The sequence below is a fragment of the Corynebacterium mustelae genome (assembly GCF_001020985.1).
GTDB classification, from domain to species: Bacteria; Actinomycetota; Actinomycetes; order Mycobacteriales; family Mycobacteriaceae; genus Corynebacterium; species Corynebacterium mustelae.
In genome coordinates this window covers 313926-331434 of the sequence record NZ_CP011542.1, presented here as the reverse complement: position 1 = coordinate 331434, position 17509 = coordinate 313926, and the positions used below count along the sequence as shown (strand labels likewise).

Here is a 17509-nt window from a genome sequence, read left to right as displayed (position 1 = left end):
CCCTTGTCAGCCAGACGACAAGGGCCTTTCCAATTACCAGCAACATCTCGTATTCATTATGTACACCACATTGAGCTGCAACGTTCTATGAAAGGAGGAGTGCCATGTACTCCCCGTCATTACTACGACGACCCACATGCGTAATTTCGCCGCTCGCAGCGGTTTATTTTTTCATTGCTTTCTGTACAGTTCTTACCCTCATCATCATGAGTTTTTCGCCAATTGCTAGCGCTCAAACCAGCAAATATCCGCTATGGGTTGGCGGAGTTCGCGTTGATGACAGCAATAGTAATAACGTCACCGGCGATAACACTGTACGTTTCGATCCAGAATCTTCAACCCTGTATCTCGATGGCGCTACTATTCACAATCCGAAGGAACCCAACAGCGATCTTCCAGCTAGGGGCGCACTTGCAGCGGTGTATTCGGAGCTTGAAAACCTCAAGATTAGTGTGACTGGTTTTAACGAAATCACTACAGTCCCGACAACTGCCTTTGGTTCTGTATTCATGCATGAAGCTGGTGTCGATTCTAAGCTTGAATTCATAGGCGATGGTGTTCTAACACTCCAGATGAACAACAAGCCAGAATCCTCACCATTTTTCCCATTTGCAAGTTATGGTGTGTTATTCCACCAAGGAAGCATGAATGTCTCCGGGCCAAAACTAGTGCTTAATCAATTTAATGATTCCCCCGTTTCCGGCTCAGCCCTTTCTGCACACCAACTGAGCGTGGAAAAAGGTGAAATTATTGCGAATGCTCGATACGGATCTCGAGGTATTACGTCGCTAAGTGTTGAAGATGAACTAAGAATCTCTGGTGGAGAAGTGACTGCACTTGCTGGCGATATCACCATACGCCGATCTCGGGTAGGTGGTGATTTCAGAAGCATCAGTGTGCCTAGCGATAAGCTGTTTGTCACAGGCGGCACTTTGACGGGTATTTCACAAAACATTGTTTTTGACAAGAATGTTTCGGTGCCAGACGATCAGTCTGTCTATGTCAATGAAAACCATATCGCGGAAAGCGCCCGCCCGTGGGATAAGACAACCAAGCTTGGCGATGCCGACTCCCCATATCGCTATGTTCGCATAGAAGGCAAAGCGTCTTCGGAAACACCTCCGACACAACCAGCCCCTTCTGGGTCAATCAGCTCTTCACCTGGGGCGTTATCAAGCTATCTATTCGCTGATTGATCCTTATACTGTCCGAATTCAGGAAAACGACAAATCGCAGCCAGTACCCCGTGAGCCATTGTTTTCAAAGACTCACGGGGTTTCGCGTTCCAACGCCCCCATACATGTACCAAATACCTATCAATTATTGGCTATAAGCACACCATATCCGGGGCTGTTTTTCATGCAGCATCACTACGATGGAAAGTGGAACAAAACCTTTCGCCGAAGCTATCACCACATTCTTGCCAACCATTGTGAAGGGAAGTGTCTACCATGCGCATCACTGGTGCCACGATATTCAGCAGGAATACTTTACATCGTTTAACAATTATTTTCACCAGCATATTCCTGGTATTAACCATCGTAGGTTACATACCGAACACAACAGCCGCCCCGGTATCAACATTCGATGTGTGGGTCGGCGCTACCCGCGTTGATACCAGTAATATGCATGACGTCACGGGTGACGGAACTGTCCGTTTTAACCCCGACACCGCTACGTTGGAGCTTAACGACGCCACCATCACCGATCATCGTGAGGAAGGACTGGATATTGCGGGTATTCGGGCAAAGATTCCGAATCTCACGATCAACGTGCAAGGCAAAAACACTATCACGACCACGCCCGCACATCATTTTGCAAAAGGGATTCTGCATTTGCCCCCACCTAATGCTGGCTCCACCTTGAAGTTTACTGGCACCGGCACATTAGATATCACGGTTACCGAATCCACGGCCGGAACCCCACAGCAATACTTGGGCGGTTCCGGAATTGACGCCTCCGGCAGGATCGTCTTTGCTGGTCCCGACATTAATGCCACAAACAAGTACCAGCATGTTTACACCGGAACCGGCATTCACGCAGTGGAAGGGCTGACTGTCGAATCAGGTGATATAACCAGCTACACCTATTTCGGTCCGCGTCACGCGGCTGGTGTCGAAGTGGAAACTGGGACGTTAATGATGTCCGGCGGCACCCTCACCGCAATTGCCGGATATCTGGAAAAACCGCCGTCCAGTTATCCTGGCGCACTAGCGGGCGTGCGGGTAAATCCCGGAAACCTGGTGATCGAAAAGGGGCAGCTCACCGCCATTGGCACGAAGCTTGCATTCAGCGAGAACATCACCCCACCTGCGAACTTCCCGATCCAGGTCAACGAAGCAACCAGCGCCGACGGTGCCCGCGACTGGGATAAGGCAACACCCCTGGGCGCAATCGGATCGCCATATAAGTTCGTGCAGATCGGTAGCCGCGGTGCTGCACCTACCACCACACCAACCACGTCAGTACCAACGACGACCGCACCAACGTCAACCACTACCCCGCCGACTACCAGTCCCACCCCGCCACCGCAGTCGGGTAGCGGCAGTTCCGCACTATTCGATTTCCTGCGAACGATTATTGCCCGGTTGTTGCAATTCCCGCTGTTAAAAGCACTTTTCGGGTTTCTTTTCAGTAGCCAACGCTAGAACGAACGCCTGATAGTTACGGCGCGGGCGACCCGATTGCCGGCGTCGCGTCACCGGCACCACCCGCGCCGTAATGATTGTGTGCAATAATTTCTGGAAGTTAAACGTTCCTGTACCCCAAGCTCATTGCGCAATAATCAACTTCGCGCACATCACCACAACTAATACGAGCACCGCATACCGCAAAAACCGCACTCGAATAAAGTTTTTATTCAGCTCTCTGTAGCTGTCACCCAGTAACACAAATCCACAGGATTTATAAACCACCACCTTTGAATATAAACGATGGGGCTTTACGCCTAGTAAAGAATGCCTTGGGTATACTTGCTGAAAAATCAATAAAATTCGAAAGGAAACTGTAGTGACCGATAGTGGTGTAATCTGCTTAGACTCTGTTTCTAAAACTTACCCCTCATCTTCTGAACCGGCTGTGTCAGGCTTAAGTTTTTCCGTACAAGCTAACGAAATCGTTTGCATCCTAGGTCCAAATGGTTCAGGCAAGACCACTACAATCGAAATGATTTCCGGTTTGCTCTCTCCGAGTTCAGGACGAGTCACAACATTGGGTGTCGATCCTGTTAAAGATCGTGACACCATAAGGGCGAATGTAGCGGTTCAGCCACAGCATGCTTCACTTTTTGAAAATCAGACAGCTCTGGAAATCGTCACTTTCTGGCGATCCTTGTATTCAAAAGGCTATGATCCCACTGACGTTCTTGGGCAACTCGGGTTACTTGAATGCCGTAACGTTCGCGTTTCCAACTTGTCTGGAGGACAGCGCCAAAGGGTGCTGTTAGCCCTCGCTTTGGTATCTAAGCCATCTATGTTGATTTTAGATGAGCCATCTACCGGGTTGGATCTAAATGCAAAACATGAGTTATGGAACGCGATACGACTAGCGCGCGAAAATGGTGCCACGGTCCTACTATCAACTCATGATATGGAAGAAGCAGAAGCACTTAACGATAAGGTTGCACTATTCTCAAAAGGACGCTTGGTGGCTTTTGATAGTTCAACAACATTAATTTCCAATCATTCAGCCACCCGTGTAATCACCGCAAAGTTGCCAAACAACATTGATCCCTCGCAATTATCTCACCTAAACAATTATGGGGCCGATGTCTCTTGTGAAATTGATTCGGACGGTGTAGCCAACCTCAAAATAAAAACTAGCGATAGTGATTCATGCTTTAAGGCCTTGTCCAATTTACATGCGTTTGATATCCGGATTAACGATACTGGCCTCTCAGGCGTCTTTCAAAAACTTACCGGCTCTGAATGGTCCAACTTCGACGGCGATGGAATTGAAAGTTGATTTTGTTTTTACTACGTTCCTGATGCGCCTTACGAGATACTTATTTTTAAAATAATGAAGGAGGAATTTTTATGGCAGATTCTACCCGTGAATTGATTAAGCTGCATTTTCGCGAGCTTTTCCGCGATCGCAAGTACTTCTGGTTTGCATTGCTATTTCCATACTTTATGTTTGGAACCTTCGTGCTCATCAACTCATTGATTCCTAAAGATTCTGGTGAAGACTTTATAAGCAAATTGATTATTCCCATGGCTATTTATTTAGCTGTGACAAGTATCGCTTTTTCAATCACTTCAGGCCCCATTGCGTCTATGCGCTCCAAAGGCCTGTTTAGACTGCTGAGCACCACTCCACTTAGTCGCACAAGGTTGATTTTTACACATTCGGCCACTCGACTCCTGATGGCAACAGTTCAAGTGTTTGTTTTGCTCCTGCTTGGCGTAGTTCTTAAATTAGTTGACTTCGCCTATGCTCCGCGCTTGTTTGCGTTGTCATTGTTGGGTTTGTTCTTATTTTTACCAATTGGCTATATTCTGGGTGGCAGGTTAAATTCCCCAGATTTAGCCACTAATATTGGCACACTTATTCAATTATTAACGTTTTTCGTTTCGGGCCTTGCGTTTCCGATGGCACTGATTCCAGAATCTTTCAGCAGGATTTTACATTTTCTGCCGAGCACCGTTTTTGCTGAACTTCTATCCTCCTCACTCTTTGACCAAACTCCATATTTTTCTGCTGGATTCTCAGTTTTTATAATTATCGGTTCTGGTTTGGCGTTTATTATTTTGGCAATAACTAGTTTTCGTTGGGAACAGACTGACTCTAGACGCTGACGTTTTGCCATGATCTACTGAGATAGCCCATTGCAGCATATTCGAGGAATTAAAATAGACGATGATTGCCAAAAACTGCTCCTTGCTTAGCCTTTACTCATTGCGCGATAATCAACTTCGCGCACATCACCACAACTAATACGAGCACCGCATACCGCAAAAATCGAGTTCCGCCTGCGAGTACTGTTCGGGCACCCAGTTGCGCACCAATGATATTGGCAACGGCAAGAATGAGCCCCAATTGCCACATGATGTGCCCGCCCATTCCAAAGACAATCAAGGCACCTAGATTGGTCGCGGTATTAACTACCTTAGCCAACACCGTCGATTGTAAGAGGTCGCCGGTAAGAGTTGCGGTAAACAGCATGATGAGAAACATTCCGGTGCCGGGGCCGAAAATGCCGTCGTAAAACGCGATGACACCGGCTAGCCCCAACGCAACGCGCGGGCGGGCGGCGACCGGTGTAGTTGCTTGCCCAAAATCGCGGCGGAAGGTGAGAAAAACTCCCACCGAAACCAAAAGAACAATCACCACCGGTCGCATGACATCTGTGGAAAGACTACTCGCAAGCAGTGCCCCACACCCGGAGCAACCAAGCGCAAGGAAAACATAGCGCCACAGGTGTTGCGGCCGCCCCAGCCGCTTTATTAAAACGATGGCTGCGGATAAGGTGCCGGAAACTGCGGCAAGTTTATTGGTGGCCAAAGCTGCGGTGGGAACATATCCAGCACCCAGCAGCAGCGGGATAAGAATGAGGCCACCACCACCGATGACGGCATCGACCCAGCCCGCAATAAGCGCCCCAACCACCAATAAACCCATCGGAATTATACCGCTTCGTCTAATACAACCGCACGAAGAATATCCATCGGGATGGATCCTTGCTTCAGCGCCTTTTCGTGGAATTCCGGCGCGGTCATGCCTTTAGCGTCGGCAGCCGCCCGCATGTCCTGCCACAACCGTTGCCCCAACGCATAGCTGGGGGCTTGTCCCGGCCAACCGAAATACCGGTTCAGCTCAAAGTCGAGATTAGCGTCGCTCATCGCGACATGCCCTCGCAGGAATTTCTTGGCGTATTCAAAGTCCCACACCCCACCTTCGGGGGTTTGTTTCTCCAGGTGAACGCCAATATCCAAGACAACCCGGGCGGCGCGCAACCGTTGGGCGTCGTAAAGCCCCATGCGGAAACCGGGATCGTCAAGGTAACCTAGCTCCGCCATCAAGGCTTCCGAATACAGCGCCCAGCCCTCGCCGTGACCAGAGTTCCAACACGCTATTCGACGCCACAGGTTGAGGTTATCCCGCTCTGCAATGGCCACACCCAGCTGTAAGTGATGCCCCGGAACGCCCTCATGGTACACGGTGGTCAATTCCTGCCATGTATGGAAAGTATCCTCCCCCGGCGGCACCGACCACCACATCCTGCCCGGGCGGGAAAAGTCCTCGGTGGGCGGGGTGTAGAAAATCCCGCCGGTGCCAGCCGGATCAATGCAGCATTCGATTGTGCGCATTTCTTCTGGAATGGTGAAATGAGTTCCCGCCAAATCGGAAACCGCCTCATCAGCTTTCGATTGCATCCATTCTTTCAGCGCCTCAACGCCGTGCAATGTGTAGCGCTCGTCAGCATCAAGGCGTGCCATCGCCTCAGCCACGTCCACACCCGGCCCGTACAACTTATTCGCGCACTCTTGCTGCTGGGCAATGATCTGCTCAAGCCGCTGCTGGCCCCATTCATAGGCCTCATCCAAATCAACCTTCGCGCCGACGAACTCCTGGCTAAATAGCTCGTAGCGCTCCCGGCCGACCGCATCTTTATCACTAGCCTGCGGCGCGAGTTCCTCCGCGAGCCACTGGCTAAGCTGGGCAAACGCCTGCTTCGCCGCGGCAACATCTGCCTCGCGACCCAAACCATCAAGAGTGGTCCCGTCCACCAAATCCGCAATCTGCTTTCGCACCTGCTCAATCTGCTTTCGCACCTGCTCAATCTGCCGCCGCGCCGCAACCTGCCCCCTGCTTGCCGCAAACCGCAACGACTCCTGATAGCCCGCCACGGCGGCCGGCACCTTAGTTAGGCGCTCCGGACGGTGATCCTCCGGCATTTGCAGCAAGGAATCCCGAATCTCCTGCACCGGCGATGCGATGTTATTGAGCGACCGGTAGCTTTCGCCCTGTTCATGCAGCTTCAACTCCAACCCCAACCGGTCCCGCATGACCGCCTTGGTTACCGCGTCACCGTCGAGTGCATCGACCTGTTCCAGCATCTGCTTCGTGCGGCTTGCCACCGCATCATGGTGGCCGGGGCTAAAGTCCTCCAATTCGTGATCGTGCCCGGCGATCCCCCAGGCCGTCGCCGCCGTCGGCATGAGTGCCGCCATATCATGAACATATTTTTCCGCCGCCGCATCCAACGGCGATTGGCCAATCCCAGTAGAAGTAGATTCTGTCATGCACATATTCTAAGGCATGCAGTTTGTGGGGTTTCAGCTTAAGTTTTTTGCTTTTCGACGCCCCAGCGTAACGGGATTCATAGGCCGCAACCGAAAACCAACCATGAACTAAGCGTTAGGGAGAACTCCTTAACAGATCCACACTAACGAATGCATGAAGTCAATTCATTTCGGCGGCATATCATTCCAGTCAGAAACTGGAATTACTCAACCCCTGTACAGGCGCGATAGTAAGCCGCATATCTGCACCATCGGGGTTGACTGCTGTGAAGAAACATATGGATTTGAAGCACACCATGCTTTTTGCCGTGTTTTACACCGTTTGTCCAGAACAAGAAGCTTTGTTTATCCGAAGCAAGAAACCACAGCACGTGTAGCAGATATCGGTTAGGCTTTTACCCTGGCAAAAAGATTGCTGAGGATTCACCTGGGTTAAATGCTTCACATTTCGATAACGTGTTTACTTCTAACAAATTCCAAATAAAAAGGGAGTTAAATGAACGAAACAGATTATGCCGATACCATATATTACCTGGGGTTTTTGCCGTTAGCCATTTATACTCTCGTTTTCGCAACTAGAAGACAAGAGCATTTTGAAACCAAGCAATTCGGCAAGTGGTATTTCTTTTTCGAATGCTCTTTTTACACCATAGTTGGCATCTTTCCCTCAGCATTAATAAATGCGCTTTTCTATTCGGACGATAAACCTTTGATCCCTAGATTCACATCGGCATTATTCCTTTTTGTCACGATGTATGTTGCCATAATGCTTTGCATAAGGATTTATTTATATGACAATTTTCAGAAAACACGTTTGAGCGACTTCCGCCCATTTATACGCGAAATTATGGGCAAAAATCCTTACCCAGATTCGGATAAACCTTTCCCCGAATGGAAAACGCAGCCAACGTGGCTATTCAAAGGCTGCGCAACTTTATTTGCCGTGATAGTAGTAACCATCATTGAGCTGATCGTGTTGTTGACCTTCCTTAAGTAACTTGCGTTGGATTTCGTAGTTAAAGCGATCATAGGTGAAATTATCGGCACAGCTTCCAACGGTTATTCCACCTACTTTATGTGGTTATAAAAACCTCTTCCCCAGCCGCAATAGATTAGTCATGACTGCTGCATAGGTTTCGCGGGGCAGGTTTTTGGGGCCGGAGATCGGCAGAACCCGCTGTTCAGCGATGGTGCGGGGTTCGGTGTATTTCAGTAATCCGGCGTCGCTATGCCGTCGCCCGGTTCCGGAGGCTTTCCAACCGCCCATCGGGGCGTCGATAGAGCCGAAGGCTGCGGCGAAACCTTCGTTGATATTCACCGTGCCAACTTCCAGCTGCGCGGCGATCTGCCAGCGGTTATGCCCCGCGCAGACGGCGGCATTGAGGCCATATTCGGAATCGTTAGCCCGCTCAATAACCTCCGCCTCAGAACTGAAGGTTTCAATGTAGACGACTGGCCCGAACACTTCTTCCCGGTAGAGTCGAGCGGCCTCGGGGACATCGACAAGCACGATGGGGGCGATAAACGCCGAGCCTAAGTCGGGTCGCCGTCCACCGGTGAGTTTTTTCGCGCCTTGGGCAACGGCGTCGTCGACAAGCGCCATGACGTTATCCGCCTGCGTCGCGGAAATCATGGAGCCAATGTTTTCTTCCCAGCCGCCACCACCGATCGTAAGGTTTTCGACCGCCGCGACGAGCTTGTCGACGTACTGTGCCGCCACATCTTCATGCACATAAATGCGTTCGATGGAGATGCATAATTGGCCGGTATTGGAGAAACAACCCGCAATGGTGGTACGCACCGCCACATCGATATTCGCATCGGCGGTAATAATCATGGGATTTTTGCCGCCTAGCTCCGCCGAAAACCCAATCAGCCGCTCCCCCGCGATAGCGCCGAGCTTACGGCCCGTTTCGGTGGAACCAGTAAACATAAGGAAATCAGCGTGGTTGGCTATCGTTTCGCCCACCACCGCCCCGGGTCCAGTTATCACTTGGTACAGATCCTCCGGAAGTCCTGCTTCCCTGGCGATCTGTGCGCCAGCCAATGCGGTGAGTGGGGTTTGCGAATCCGGTTTTAACACAACTGCATTGCCCGCAATCAAAGCGGGAATCGCATCGGACAACGTGAGGGTTAACGGGTAATTCCATGGGGAAATAATCCCTACCACGCCTTTCGGCGCATGCTGCACGATGGTTTTTGTCAATACCGGCAACGCACCCTTTACGTGCTGCGGCCGCAATAGTTTCGGGGCTTTCTTGGCGTAGTACCGGGCATTAATGGCCACATCAAGAACCTCGTCGAATGCCGAAGCGCGGTTCTTTCCGGTTTCCAGCTGGATGGTATCTAAGATTTCCGCCTGGTTGGCCAGCACCACATCGTGCATCCGCATGATAATTTTCGCGCGTTCGGCAACACTACGTTTCGCCCAGGTACGCTGAGCCCGGCGCGCCCGGTCGAACGCTTCCTGCGTCTCAGCTTCACTGTGGGAGATGACTGTATCGATCACTTCGCCAGTTCGTGGGTTAATGACTTCGATGAGGTCGCTGCGGTTGTCGGTCTGGTGCGTCGTGCTCATAGTGTCCAAGCGTAGCTAGTAGCAAAAAACTGCGCAGCATTTTAAATTTTAACAAGTGTAAAGGTCTTACAAATGTAAGAGCTTTATCAGGTCATGGCTCGTTTGAGCCAACAGGTTTTTCCAGGGCTAAAGCCGCGACGTGGGAGTCTTTTCACTGAATGAACCAAAAGCCCGATTGCGGAGAACCACTGACTTGACGAGATTTTTCTCAACAATGGAGCACCAACCACTGTCGTCTGGAGACTTTCTACAACCAACACCCCTACTTTATCCGTGCTGATTCTCAGCAGAAATGCGCCTAAACTGCGAGATTTCATCCGCATAGAAGCAGCCGTTTCTTTCGGAATATCCCATTCCTGCACCATAGATTCAATCCACTGGCGTTCTCCTTTTCCAGGGGACAGTCATCTTGGCCGTACCGGTATTCCACCCCTCTGCAATCGCTCCTTCATTATCCGGGTAGAAGGTCCGGCCTTGGCTCTTCATATCGAGCATCACCAGCGATTCTTGCTACAGGAATGAAACGACGGAAATCTGCATCATGGCAGTAAACTGTGATGCGCATATGTTTTAGGAGGTTCTCATTATCCGCGATTTCGCATTCTTCAGCCAATCGTTTGAGAGCGACTTTTAAGACCTTTTCAACATCCTTCTCGTATTGCTTACACTGGGTGTTTAACCCCGCATTTCTTTTTCCAATTCTTTAAAACTGGCTGATCGACGTAGATCCGCCCATCCGGCGACAATTGCTAGCACCAAAACAACACAGAAAAGTACGTGTCGGATAAGAAAACCTTGGACTTTAAGATCTGGAAATGCTGACACAAACAATCCCACTAACGAGATAAAACCAAAAGCTATTTTTGGCCAATACTCAACAAAGAAGTCAACGAGGTCATGAAAACGACGTCCGCGTTGCGCGACCGTTTTCCTGTGGGCTAGTTTCATACTGCAAGACTGAGCATCCGACTGGATTCGTGGATTTGTTCACTAACAATCGACTCGGTAGCAGAAAAAACTCCACCCAAAACCAAGTTTCCCATTTTCTCGGCCGCCACGAAATCATCTGCTTCAAACGATAGAACTACTTCGATACGATTGGAAGCCACAATTGGACGAACAAAAGACTCAATGTCAGGATACGATTCGTCTAAAAAATCCTGGATTTTTTTCACTAGCAAAAACCGCAATATGTCCCGGAACAATAGCAAAAGCACGAATCTTAAAACGTTCCATTTTTCGCCTTTCACCGTCACTTCAAAAAATACAAATAACACCCAACAGACTTGACATTTTGAATTAGCAGATTACCACTAAGAATATCTCATAACCTGTAAATTTGACCGTCATGGTCGCTACGCGGCTATTCCCACTGTCCTACAATCAAGGCCATGTATCAATCCCAAGAAGAGATCCACGAAGGCATTAAGTCGGTTGGGGTGGAGGAATTCACCATGCGCGCCGATACCCTCCTCAAGCACACAAAAGAATGCTTATGGTTTACAGCATGCGACTCCCAGCCAGAAACCATTTCTGTTGGCGCAAGCCGCATTGGTGGCGACCCGGATCTCCCGGAGGACTTCGCGTGGCCCACCACTTCAGACGGCCAGCCATTGGCATTCTTGTTCCAAATCAACACCACCCCACTGGAACCAGGAATGATTGCGGTTTTCGCAGGCAGGGAAATCACCATGATCGACATTCCCCACCATGTGGAATTCATCGCACCCAACACCCCACTGGTGCGCACACCGCAGCCAGACAACCTCAACAAGCCGTCTTTCTTTGAAGACGATTCAGAACTAGGCCGATCATTCTTCGATGTCCCACTCCTCCTGGAATCACACCAGGCACTCGACATTCCACGCTGGTCCTCCAACGCCTACCTGGATGTAATTGGCGAGGACTATGAGTGGGAAGAAGAATACGAAGAACTTGGCTTCGAAAGCGACGGACCTGACGGCACCCTTATCCAATTCCGAGGTAGTCACGTTTCCTATAGCTGTGGTGACGCAGGGGAAGATGCATGTGAATATTACGGTTTAGCCAAAAGTGAGGCTACGAACTGGGTTAACTTGGTCGCTCTTTCCAGTTATGGCGGCTTGTGCATTTGGGATGCTGGCGTGTTTCAAATCGTGCAATACCAAGGCATGGAGAAAACCACTCTGACCCATGCAGCGGTGCAGTCAAGCTAGAAGCTCGAAATAACCGTCACGCAGGGATTCCCGTTATCCTACAATCAAGGCCATGTATCAATCCAAAGAAGAGATTTATCAAGCCATCGAAGCGGTTGGGATCGAGAAATTCACCGAACGCACAGATATCATCATCAAGCACACTAAGGAATGTTTAGGCTTCGCCATTGCTGATCCGCAGCCAGACGAGATTCCCATCGGGGCAAGCCATATCGGTGGCGATCCAGATCTCCCAGAGGATTTCAACTGGCCCACCACTTCAGACGGCCAACCGCTGACGTTCTTATTCCAAATCGACACCACCCCACTGGAACCAGGAATGATTGCGGTTTTCGCAGGCAGGGAAATCACCATGGTCGACATTCCCCACCACGTAGAATTCATCGCACCCAACACCCCACTGGTACGCACACCACAGCCAGACAACCTCAACAAACCCCATTTTTATGAGGATGATTCAGAACTAGGCCGATCGTTTTTCGAAATCCCACTTCTATTGGAATCGTACAAACGACTCAATATCCCAGAAGATTGCTCAAATGCTTTCCGTGAGGTCATCGGCGAAGACGAAGAATGGTACGAGGAATATGAAGCACTAGCTATCAATGAACCGCAAGATTCCGACTTCATTATCCAATTCCGGGGTAATCACGTTTCCTATACCCTTGACGACGCAGCCGAGGACGCATGTGAGTATTACGAATTTCCCAAAAGTGAAGCTACGAACTGGATCAACTTAGTTACCCTCTTCAGCTATCGCGGATATTGCATTTGTGACGCTGGCGTGTTTCAAATCGTGCAATACCAAGGCAAGGAGAAAACCGGCCTGACCCACGCGGCGGTGCAGTCAAGCTAGAAGCTTGCCTTAAGTGCAGGTGGCAGCGATCAGTAGCTCATTATTGCGCCACCCCGCATTGCCGGTTTTTCTCCATTCGCCACCACACACTAGCTCGCTAGTTTTATGCTGGGAGACATGAATTCGATTTTTATTTCCGGTGCAGCGAACGGTATTGGCAAGGCGATAGCGTTGCGTTTCTTAGAGTCCGGCTGGCTGGTGGGCGCCTATGATATCGCGCCAGTTGAATACGACCACCCAAATCTTGTTTCTGGTTACCTTGATGTCACTGACGCCAAGTCCTGGGATGACGCTTTGGCGGATTTTGTCACGCACACTGGCGGGTTGATTACGGTTGTGGTCAATAATGCGGGGATTATTGCCGCAGGTAATTTGAGTGATATTTCTCCCGATCAGGTCACATCCCAGGTGCAGGTGAATTGCGCCGGGGTGACGTTGGGCGCACAGGCGGCCAAACGGTATTTACGGGCAGGCTCAACGGTGGTGAATCTCGCTTCCGCCTCAGCAATTTATGGGCAGCCGGGTATTGCAGTGTATTCCGCAAGTAAGTTTTATGTGGTGGGGTTGACCGAGGCACTGAATTTGGAGTGGCGTACCGATCGGATTCGGGTGGTGGCAATCTGGCCGCTATGGGTAAAGACGGCCTTATCCGATAATGATGCGGCCTCAATAAAACGGTTGGGGGTTCGGATCACCCCGGAGCAGGTTGCCGACACCGTATGGCAGGCCACCCATCCGAAGTCCCGCTGGCACCGGGGAAAGGTGCACTACGGAGTATCGGCCGTAGATAAAGTATTTTACATTGCGCGCAAGCTTTCACCGGTTCGGGTGGCTAGAACTGTGACTCGACTGGTTGCAGGTTAAGCACTGCAGCGGTTCAAACTACTTTCCTACGGGGTGTGGAATAGCGAATCGGACGCAGCCTTATCCCCAAATGAACCTCCATGCGCCTGCCGGTCATGGCAGTCATCAATTTTCACGGCAAGCGCATCGGAATAAATCGAGGCCAGTTTTGCTGCGGATGATGCCCAGGAAAAATTAGCGGCGTGGACAACGGCGTCTTCGCTCATTCGCAGCCGGGTGGCGTCGTCGTCAAGCAATTGCCCCAGCGCGTCGGCCCAATCAGACGGGTCGTGGCTGTCAACCAACATTCCAGTGTCGCCTTCCGCCACCGCGATGGGCAAGCCGCCAACCCGTGCCGCAATGACCGGTGTTCCCGATGCTTGGGCCTCCATGGCAACCAAACCGAAAGATTCATTGTAACTAGGCACAGCGACTATATCTGCTGCCCGGTAAATAGTAACCAGTTCCTCTGGTGGACGTGGTTCCAAAAAGCGAATCCGGTGCGCGGCACCCACACTTTCCGCCAGGCGACGGTAGTTTTCCATCCGCGCGGACGCCCCTGACGCCCCGCCGCAAATCAGCGCACAGAGATTTCGATCCGGTTCACGGCGTAACATCTCCCCCACTGCCTTGATAAGCACTTGTGGGCCTTTGAATTCTTGCAATCTGCCGACAAAAGCTACGACTTTTGCGTCCATAGGGATTCCCAATTCACGGCGAGCACGTTCCGTATTGCGTTCCGTACCAGGAGTGAATAAGTCGATGTCTGTACCAGGTGACATCACCATGATTTTTTCCGGCAAACCATCATAGTGGTACACGATGTCATTGGTTTCTTCATGGGTATTGACCACAAGGACATCGGCGTTATCAACCAATTGTTGTTCGCAGATTCGGCGCGCCTCGGATTCGGCGGTGTCTGTGGGGGCACGGTGGTGGTTTTTCACCGCCGCCAGCGTGTGCGCAGTATGCACCAGCGGGATTTCCCAAATGTCACGTAGCAACCACCCGATCTGACCGGAGAGCCAGTAGTGGCTATGGATGAGGTCGTATTCTAGCTGGTTGCATTTGACAAATTGGATCACACCCCCAGCAAAGGCCGCCAGCTGAGTTGCTAGTTCTTCCTTGGCAAGGCCTTCATATGGGCCCGCAACGATGTTAATTACCTTTAGGTTCGGCGCAACCTCCACAACAGTTCCCTGGCTGGGACGAGTAGCGCGGGTGAAAATATCAACCTCGATACCTTGTTTCGCCAAGTGTGTGGCGACGTTGAGGATGTAAACGTTCATTCCGCCCGCATCACCAATACCTGGTTGTTCCAGTGGGGAGGTGTGCATAGAGATCATTGCAACGCGCATGAGAGGAGGTTTCCTTAGATAATTACTAGACGGTTACCACCCATCCTAAGCGCTTTTCGACGCACCTACGTCCCGGCGTATCACCTCAGTGCGTGTTGTGCTACCACTGAAACGGTGAGGAAACCCTCACGTTCTGCTGTATGCTTGGACATTGACGAATTAACTTACCGTGGCGTAGGGAGAGGAAATACCTAAAATCCGAGATCCTAGCTGCGCATTACCGAAAGGTGAAATATGTCGGCTTTTGAAACCAAAGCCTGGTTGAGTTACTACGGCGAATGGACGCCACATAACTTGGACTATGAAGACACAACGCTTCTTGATGTCTATGACAACAACCTGGCAATCAACGCCGATAAAACCGCCACGTATTTCTTTGGCCGCAGCCAAACCTATGGCGACCTAGATAAACAAGTTCGTTCCGCTGCCGCCGGTCTGCGCGCCCTTGGCGTTCGCCCCGGCGACCGGGTCGCCATCATTTTGCCTAACTGTCCACAGCACGTGGCGGCATATTTTGCCGTGTTGAAATTGGGCGCCATCGTGGTGGAACACAATCCGTTATACACCGCACACGAATTAGAAGGCCCGTTTAAAGATCATGCCGCCCGGGTTGCCATCGTGTGGGATAAAGCTGCGGCCACCTTGGAAAAGCTACGCCGCACCACCCCACTGGAAACCATCGTGTCAGTGAACATGATCGATGCGATGCCAAGGTCTAAGCAAATCCTGCTCAGTTTGCCGCTGCCAATGATTGCCAAGAAACGGGAAGCACTCACCGCACCAGCACCACACTCCATCCCATGGGACGCACTCATTGGTAGTGCATTGGGCGGCACCGGCGATGACATTGCCTCTGAAATTTCCGTGTCCAAGAATTCAGTTGCGGTTATCCTCTATACTTCCGGCACTACCGGCGCCCCCAAGGGTGCGCAGCTTACCCATGGCGGATTATTCGCCAACCTATTGCAGGGTAAAGCGTGGGTTCGCGGACTTGGCGATCAAGACGAACGCATGTTGGCCGCGCTGCCGTTTTTCCATGCCTATGGTCTAACCATCGTACTTAACCTCGCGGTCTATGTGGGTGCCGAAATGGAACTACTACCAGCACCTCAGATCCCACTGGTCATGCAGATCATGAAAAAACGCACTCCCACCTGGGTTCCAGGGGTGCCCACCCTGTATCAAAAGATCGTGGAAGCAGCACAAAAGGAAGGGATCTCCATTTCCGGGATTCGCAATTCCTTCTCGGGTGCCTCTACCTTGCCTGTGCAAACTGTGGAAGAGTGGGAGAAACTCACCGGAGGGCTGCTAGTAGAAGGCTACGGATTGACCGAAACTTCCCCCATCATCGTGGGCAACCCCATGAATTCCAACCGGCGGCCTGGCTACGTCGGTATCCCGTTCCCGGATACTGAGGTTCGAATCGGAAATCCAGAAAACCTTGACGAAACCATGCCGGATGGCTCCGAGGGCGAAGTATTAGTGCGAGGCCCGCAGGTTTTCGCAGGTTATCTCAATAACCCGGAGGCCACCGCTAATTCCTTCCACAAAGATTGGTACCGCACCGGCGATGTGGGAGTCATGGAAGAAGACGGTTTTATCCGGCTGGTGGCCAGAATCAAGGAAGTCATCATTACCGGTGGCTTCAATGTCTACCCGTTGGAAGTAGAAGAAGTACTGCAAACCCACCCCGATGTTGATGATTGCGCGGTTGTGGGTCTACCACGGGAGGACGGATCAGAATCAGTCGTTGCTGCCATCACGCTTATGGAAGGTGCTGCGCTTGATCCGGAAGGACTCAAAGCATTCTGCCGGGAACGTCTCACCCGCTATAAGGTGCCACGTACCTTCTACCACTTTGAGGATCTCCCCCGCGACCAAATGGGTAAAATCCGACGGCGGGAAGTCCAAGAACAGCTGGTGAAGAAGCGTCGCTAATCGTTTGAGGCACGCCTGCTTACTCTATACATACGAAGGATCACGTAAATGACGCTGCCTACCACGGAGTTTTATGTCGATCGCGCCGCCCGCGAGCTGCAAGTGGTTTTCCCGCCCGACTACCGTCGGTTCCTATTGGAACGAAATGGCGGTGAAGTACAGCCAGTCTTCGCCGAAAACGACGAAGACTTCGGCCCGTTTATCTTCTTCCCGGTTTTCGATGATTCCGACCGCCGCCACGCCACGAAAACCGCAGACCACCTGGTAGCAAACCACAGGTCGGCTGCAGAATGGGTGGACTTTCCGGAAGCTGCGCTGGCAATCGGTGAAGAAGACGGCACCGGGAATTACTTCGTCTTACTCGATACTGGCGCAGGGTTAACAGACACCATCTACCACTGGGACCACGAATCCGGCGAGGTTGTAAAATTCGCCGATTCCATTACTGCCTTTGAACAATTGACAGAAATCCCAATCAATTGGTGGTGACCTCCTTA

At 51.1% G+C, this 17509-nt stretch carries 16 protein-coding genes; 10 read left to right on the top strand and 6 right to left on the bottom strand.

All coding sequences use genetic code 11. The features are described from left to right. Window positions 1-104 precede the first annotated feature (104 nt). The 4 genes from CMUST_RS01570 to CMUST_RS01555 all read left to right on the top strand — a co-directional run bounded on the left by CMUST_RS01570 (window position 105) and on the right by CMUST_RS01555 (window position 4796). Complete coding sequence (locus tag CMUST_RS01570) at window positions 105-1196, top strand: hypothetical protein (protein ID WP_047261049.1); 1092 nt, start codon at window positions 105-107, stop codon at window positions 1194-1196. Window positions 1197-1451: 255 nt separating this feature from the next. Further along, window positions 1452-2648, top strand: a complete 1197-nt coding sequence (locus CMUST_RS01565) for a hypothetical protein (RefSeq protein WP_047261048.1) — start codon at window positions 1452-1454, stop codon at window positions 2646-2648. 361 nt (window positions 2649-3009) lie between these two features. Beyond that, window positions 3010-3963: an ABC transporter ATP-binding protein gene (locus CMUST_RS01560; RefSeq protein WP_052844467.1), complete on the top strand. Its 954-nt coding sequence runs from the start codon at window positions 3010-3012 to the stop codon at window positions 3961-3963. 71 nt (window positions 3964-4034) lie between these two features. Continuing rightward, on the top strand, window positions 4035-4796 hold the full coding sequence (locus tag CMUST_RS01555) for an ABC transporter permease (RefSeq protein ID WP_047261046.1): 762 nt from the start codon (window positions 4035-4037) through the stop codon (window positions 4794-4796). 97 nt (window positions 4797-4893) lie between these two features. On the opposite strand, the gene CMUST_RS01550 is transcribed toward CMUST_RS01555, so the two are convergent. Both CMUST_RS01550 and CMUST_RS01545 read right to left on the bottom strand, forming a co-directional pair. Next, complete coding sequence (locus tag CMUST_RS01550; RefSeq protein WP_047261045.1) at window positions 4894-5619, bottom strand: TSUP family transporter; 726 nt, start codon at window positions 5617-5619, stop codon at window positions 4894-4896. A gap of 5 nt (window positions 5620-5624) precedes the next feature. Beyond that, entirely contained in the window at window positions 5625-7244 is a 1620-nt protein-coding gene (locus CMUST_RS01545) for a DUF885 domain-containing protein (RefSeq protein WP_047261044.1), read from the bottom strand. Between the two features lie 496 nt (window positions 7245-7740). On the opposite strand from CMUST_RS01545, the gene CMUST_RS01540 reads away from it, so the two are divergent. Further along, the gene (locus CMUST_RS01540) at window positions 7741-8241 is read left to right on the top strand and encodes a hypothetical protein (protein WP_047261043.1); all 501 of its coding nucleotides are present in this window, start codon (window positions 7741-7743) and stop codon (window positions 8239-8241) included. Window positions 8242-8325: 84 nt separating this feature from the next. Here CMUST_RS01540 and CMUST_RS01535 read toward each other — a convergent pair whose 3' ends face one another. The 3 genes from CMUST_RS01535 to CMUST_RS01520 all read right to left on the bottom strand — a co-directional run bounded on the left by CMUST_RS01535 (window position 8326) and on the right by CMUST_RS01520 (window position 10997). Beyond that, window positions 8326-9822 carry a succinic semialdehyde dehydrogenase gene (locus CMUST_RS01535; protein WP_047261042.1) on the bottom strand — a complete coding sequence of 499 codons (1497 nt, stop codon included), beginning with the start codon at window positions 9820-9822 and terminating at the stop codon, window positions 8326-8328. Window positions 9823-10497: 675 nt separating this feature from the next. Next, a complete protein-coding gene (locus tag CMUST_RS01525) occupies window positions 10498-10770 on the bottom strand; it encodes a hypothetical protein (RefSeq protein ID WP_047261040.1) in 273 nt (90 codons plus the stop codon). Next, entirely contained in the window at window positions 10767-10997 is a 231-nt protein-coding gene (locus tag CMUST_RS01520) for a hypothetical protein (protein ID WP_144414093.1), read from the bottom strand. Before CMUST_RS01520 ends, CMUST_RS01525 begins: the two co-directional genes overlap by 4 nt. Window positions 10998-11213: 216 nt before the next feature. Here CMUST_RS01520 and CMUST_RS01515 point away from each other — a divergent pair, with 216 nt between their 5' ends. The 3 genes from CMUST_RS01515 (at window position 11214) to CMUST_RS01505 (ending at window position 13737) form a co-directional block, all read left to right on the top strand. After that, the gene (locus CMUST_RS01515) at window positions 11214-12017 is read left to right on the top strand and encodes a DUF1963 domain-containing protein (protein WP_047261038.1); all 804 of its coding nucleotides are present in this window, start codon (window positions 11214-11216) and stop codon (window positions 12015-12017) included. A 52-nt stretch (window positions 12018-12069) separates the two neighbouring features. Further along, window positions 12070-12873 carry a DUF1963 domain-containing protein gene (locus CMUST_RS01510; protein ID WP_047261037.1) on the top strand — a complete coding sequence of 268 codons (804 nt, stop codon included), beginning with the start codon at window positions 12070-12072 and terminating at the stop codon, window positions 12871-12873. A gap of 117 nt (window positions 12874-12990) precedes the next feature. Further along, entirely contained in the window at window positions 12991-13737 is a 747-nt protein-coding gene (locus tag CMUST_RS01505; RefSeq protein ID WP_047261036.1) for an SDR family oxidoreductase, read from the top strand. 26 nt (window positions 13738-13763) lie between these two features. Here CMUST_RS01505 and mshA read toward each other — a convergent pair whose 3' ends face one another. After that, window positions 13764-15074, bottom strand: a complete 1311-nt coding sequence (gene mshA / locus CMUST_RS01500; protein ID WP_047261035.1) for a D-inositol-3-phosphate glycosyltransferase — start codon at window positions 15072-15074, stop codon at window positions 13764-13766. 234 nt (window positions 15075-15308) lie between these two features. On the opposite strand from mshA, the gene CMUST_RS01495 reads away from it, so the two are divergent. Then, window positions 15309-17012, top strand: a complete 1704-nt coding sequence (locus CMUST_RS01495) for a long-chain-fatty-acid--CoA ligase (protein ID WP_047261034.1) — start codon at window positions 15309-15311, stop codon at window positions 17010-17012. 48 nt (window positions 17013-17060) lie between these two features. Continuing rightward, on the top strand, window positions 17061-17501 hold the full coding sequence (locus CMUST_RS15700) for an SMI1/KNR4 family protein (RefSeq protein ID WP_052844466.1): 441 nt from the start codon (window positions 17061-17063) through the stop codon (window positions 17499-17501). Window positions 17502-17509 lie beyond the last annotated feature (8 nt).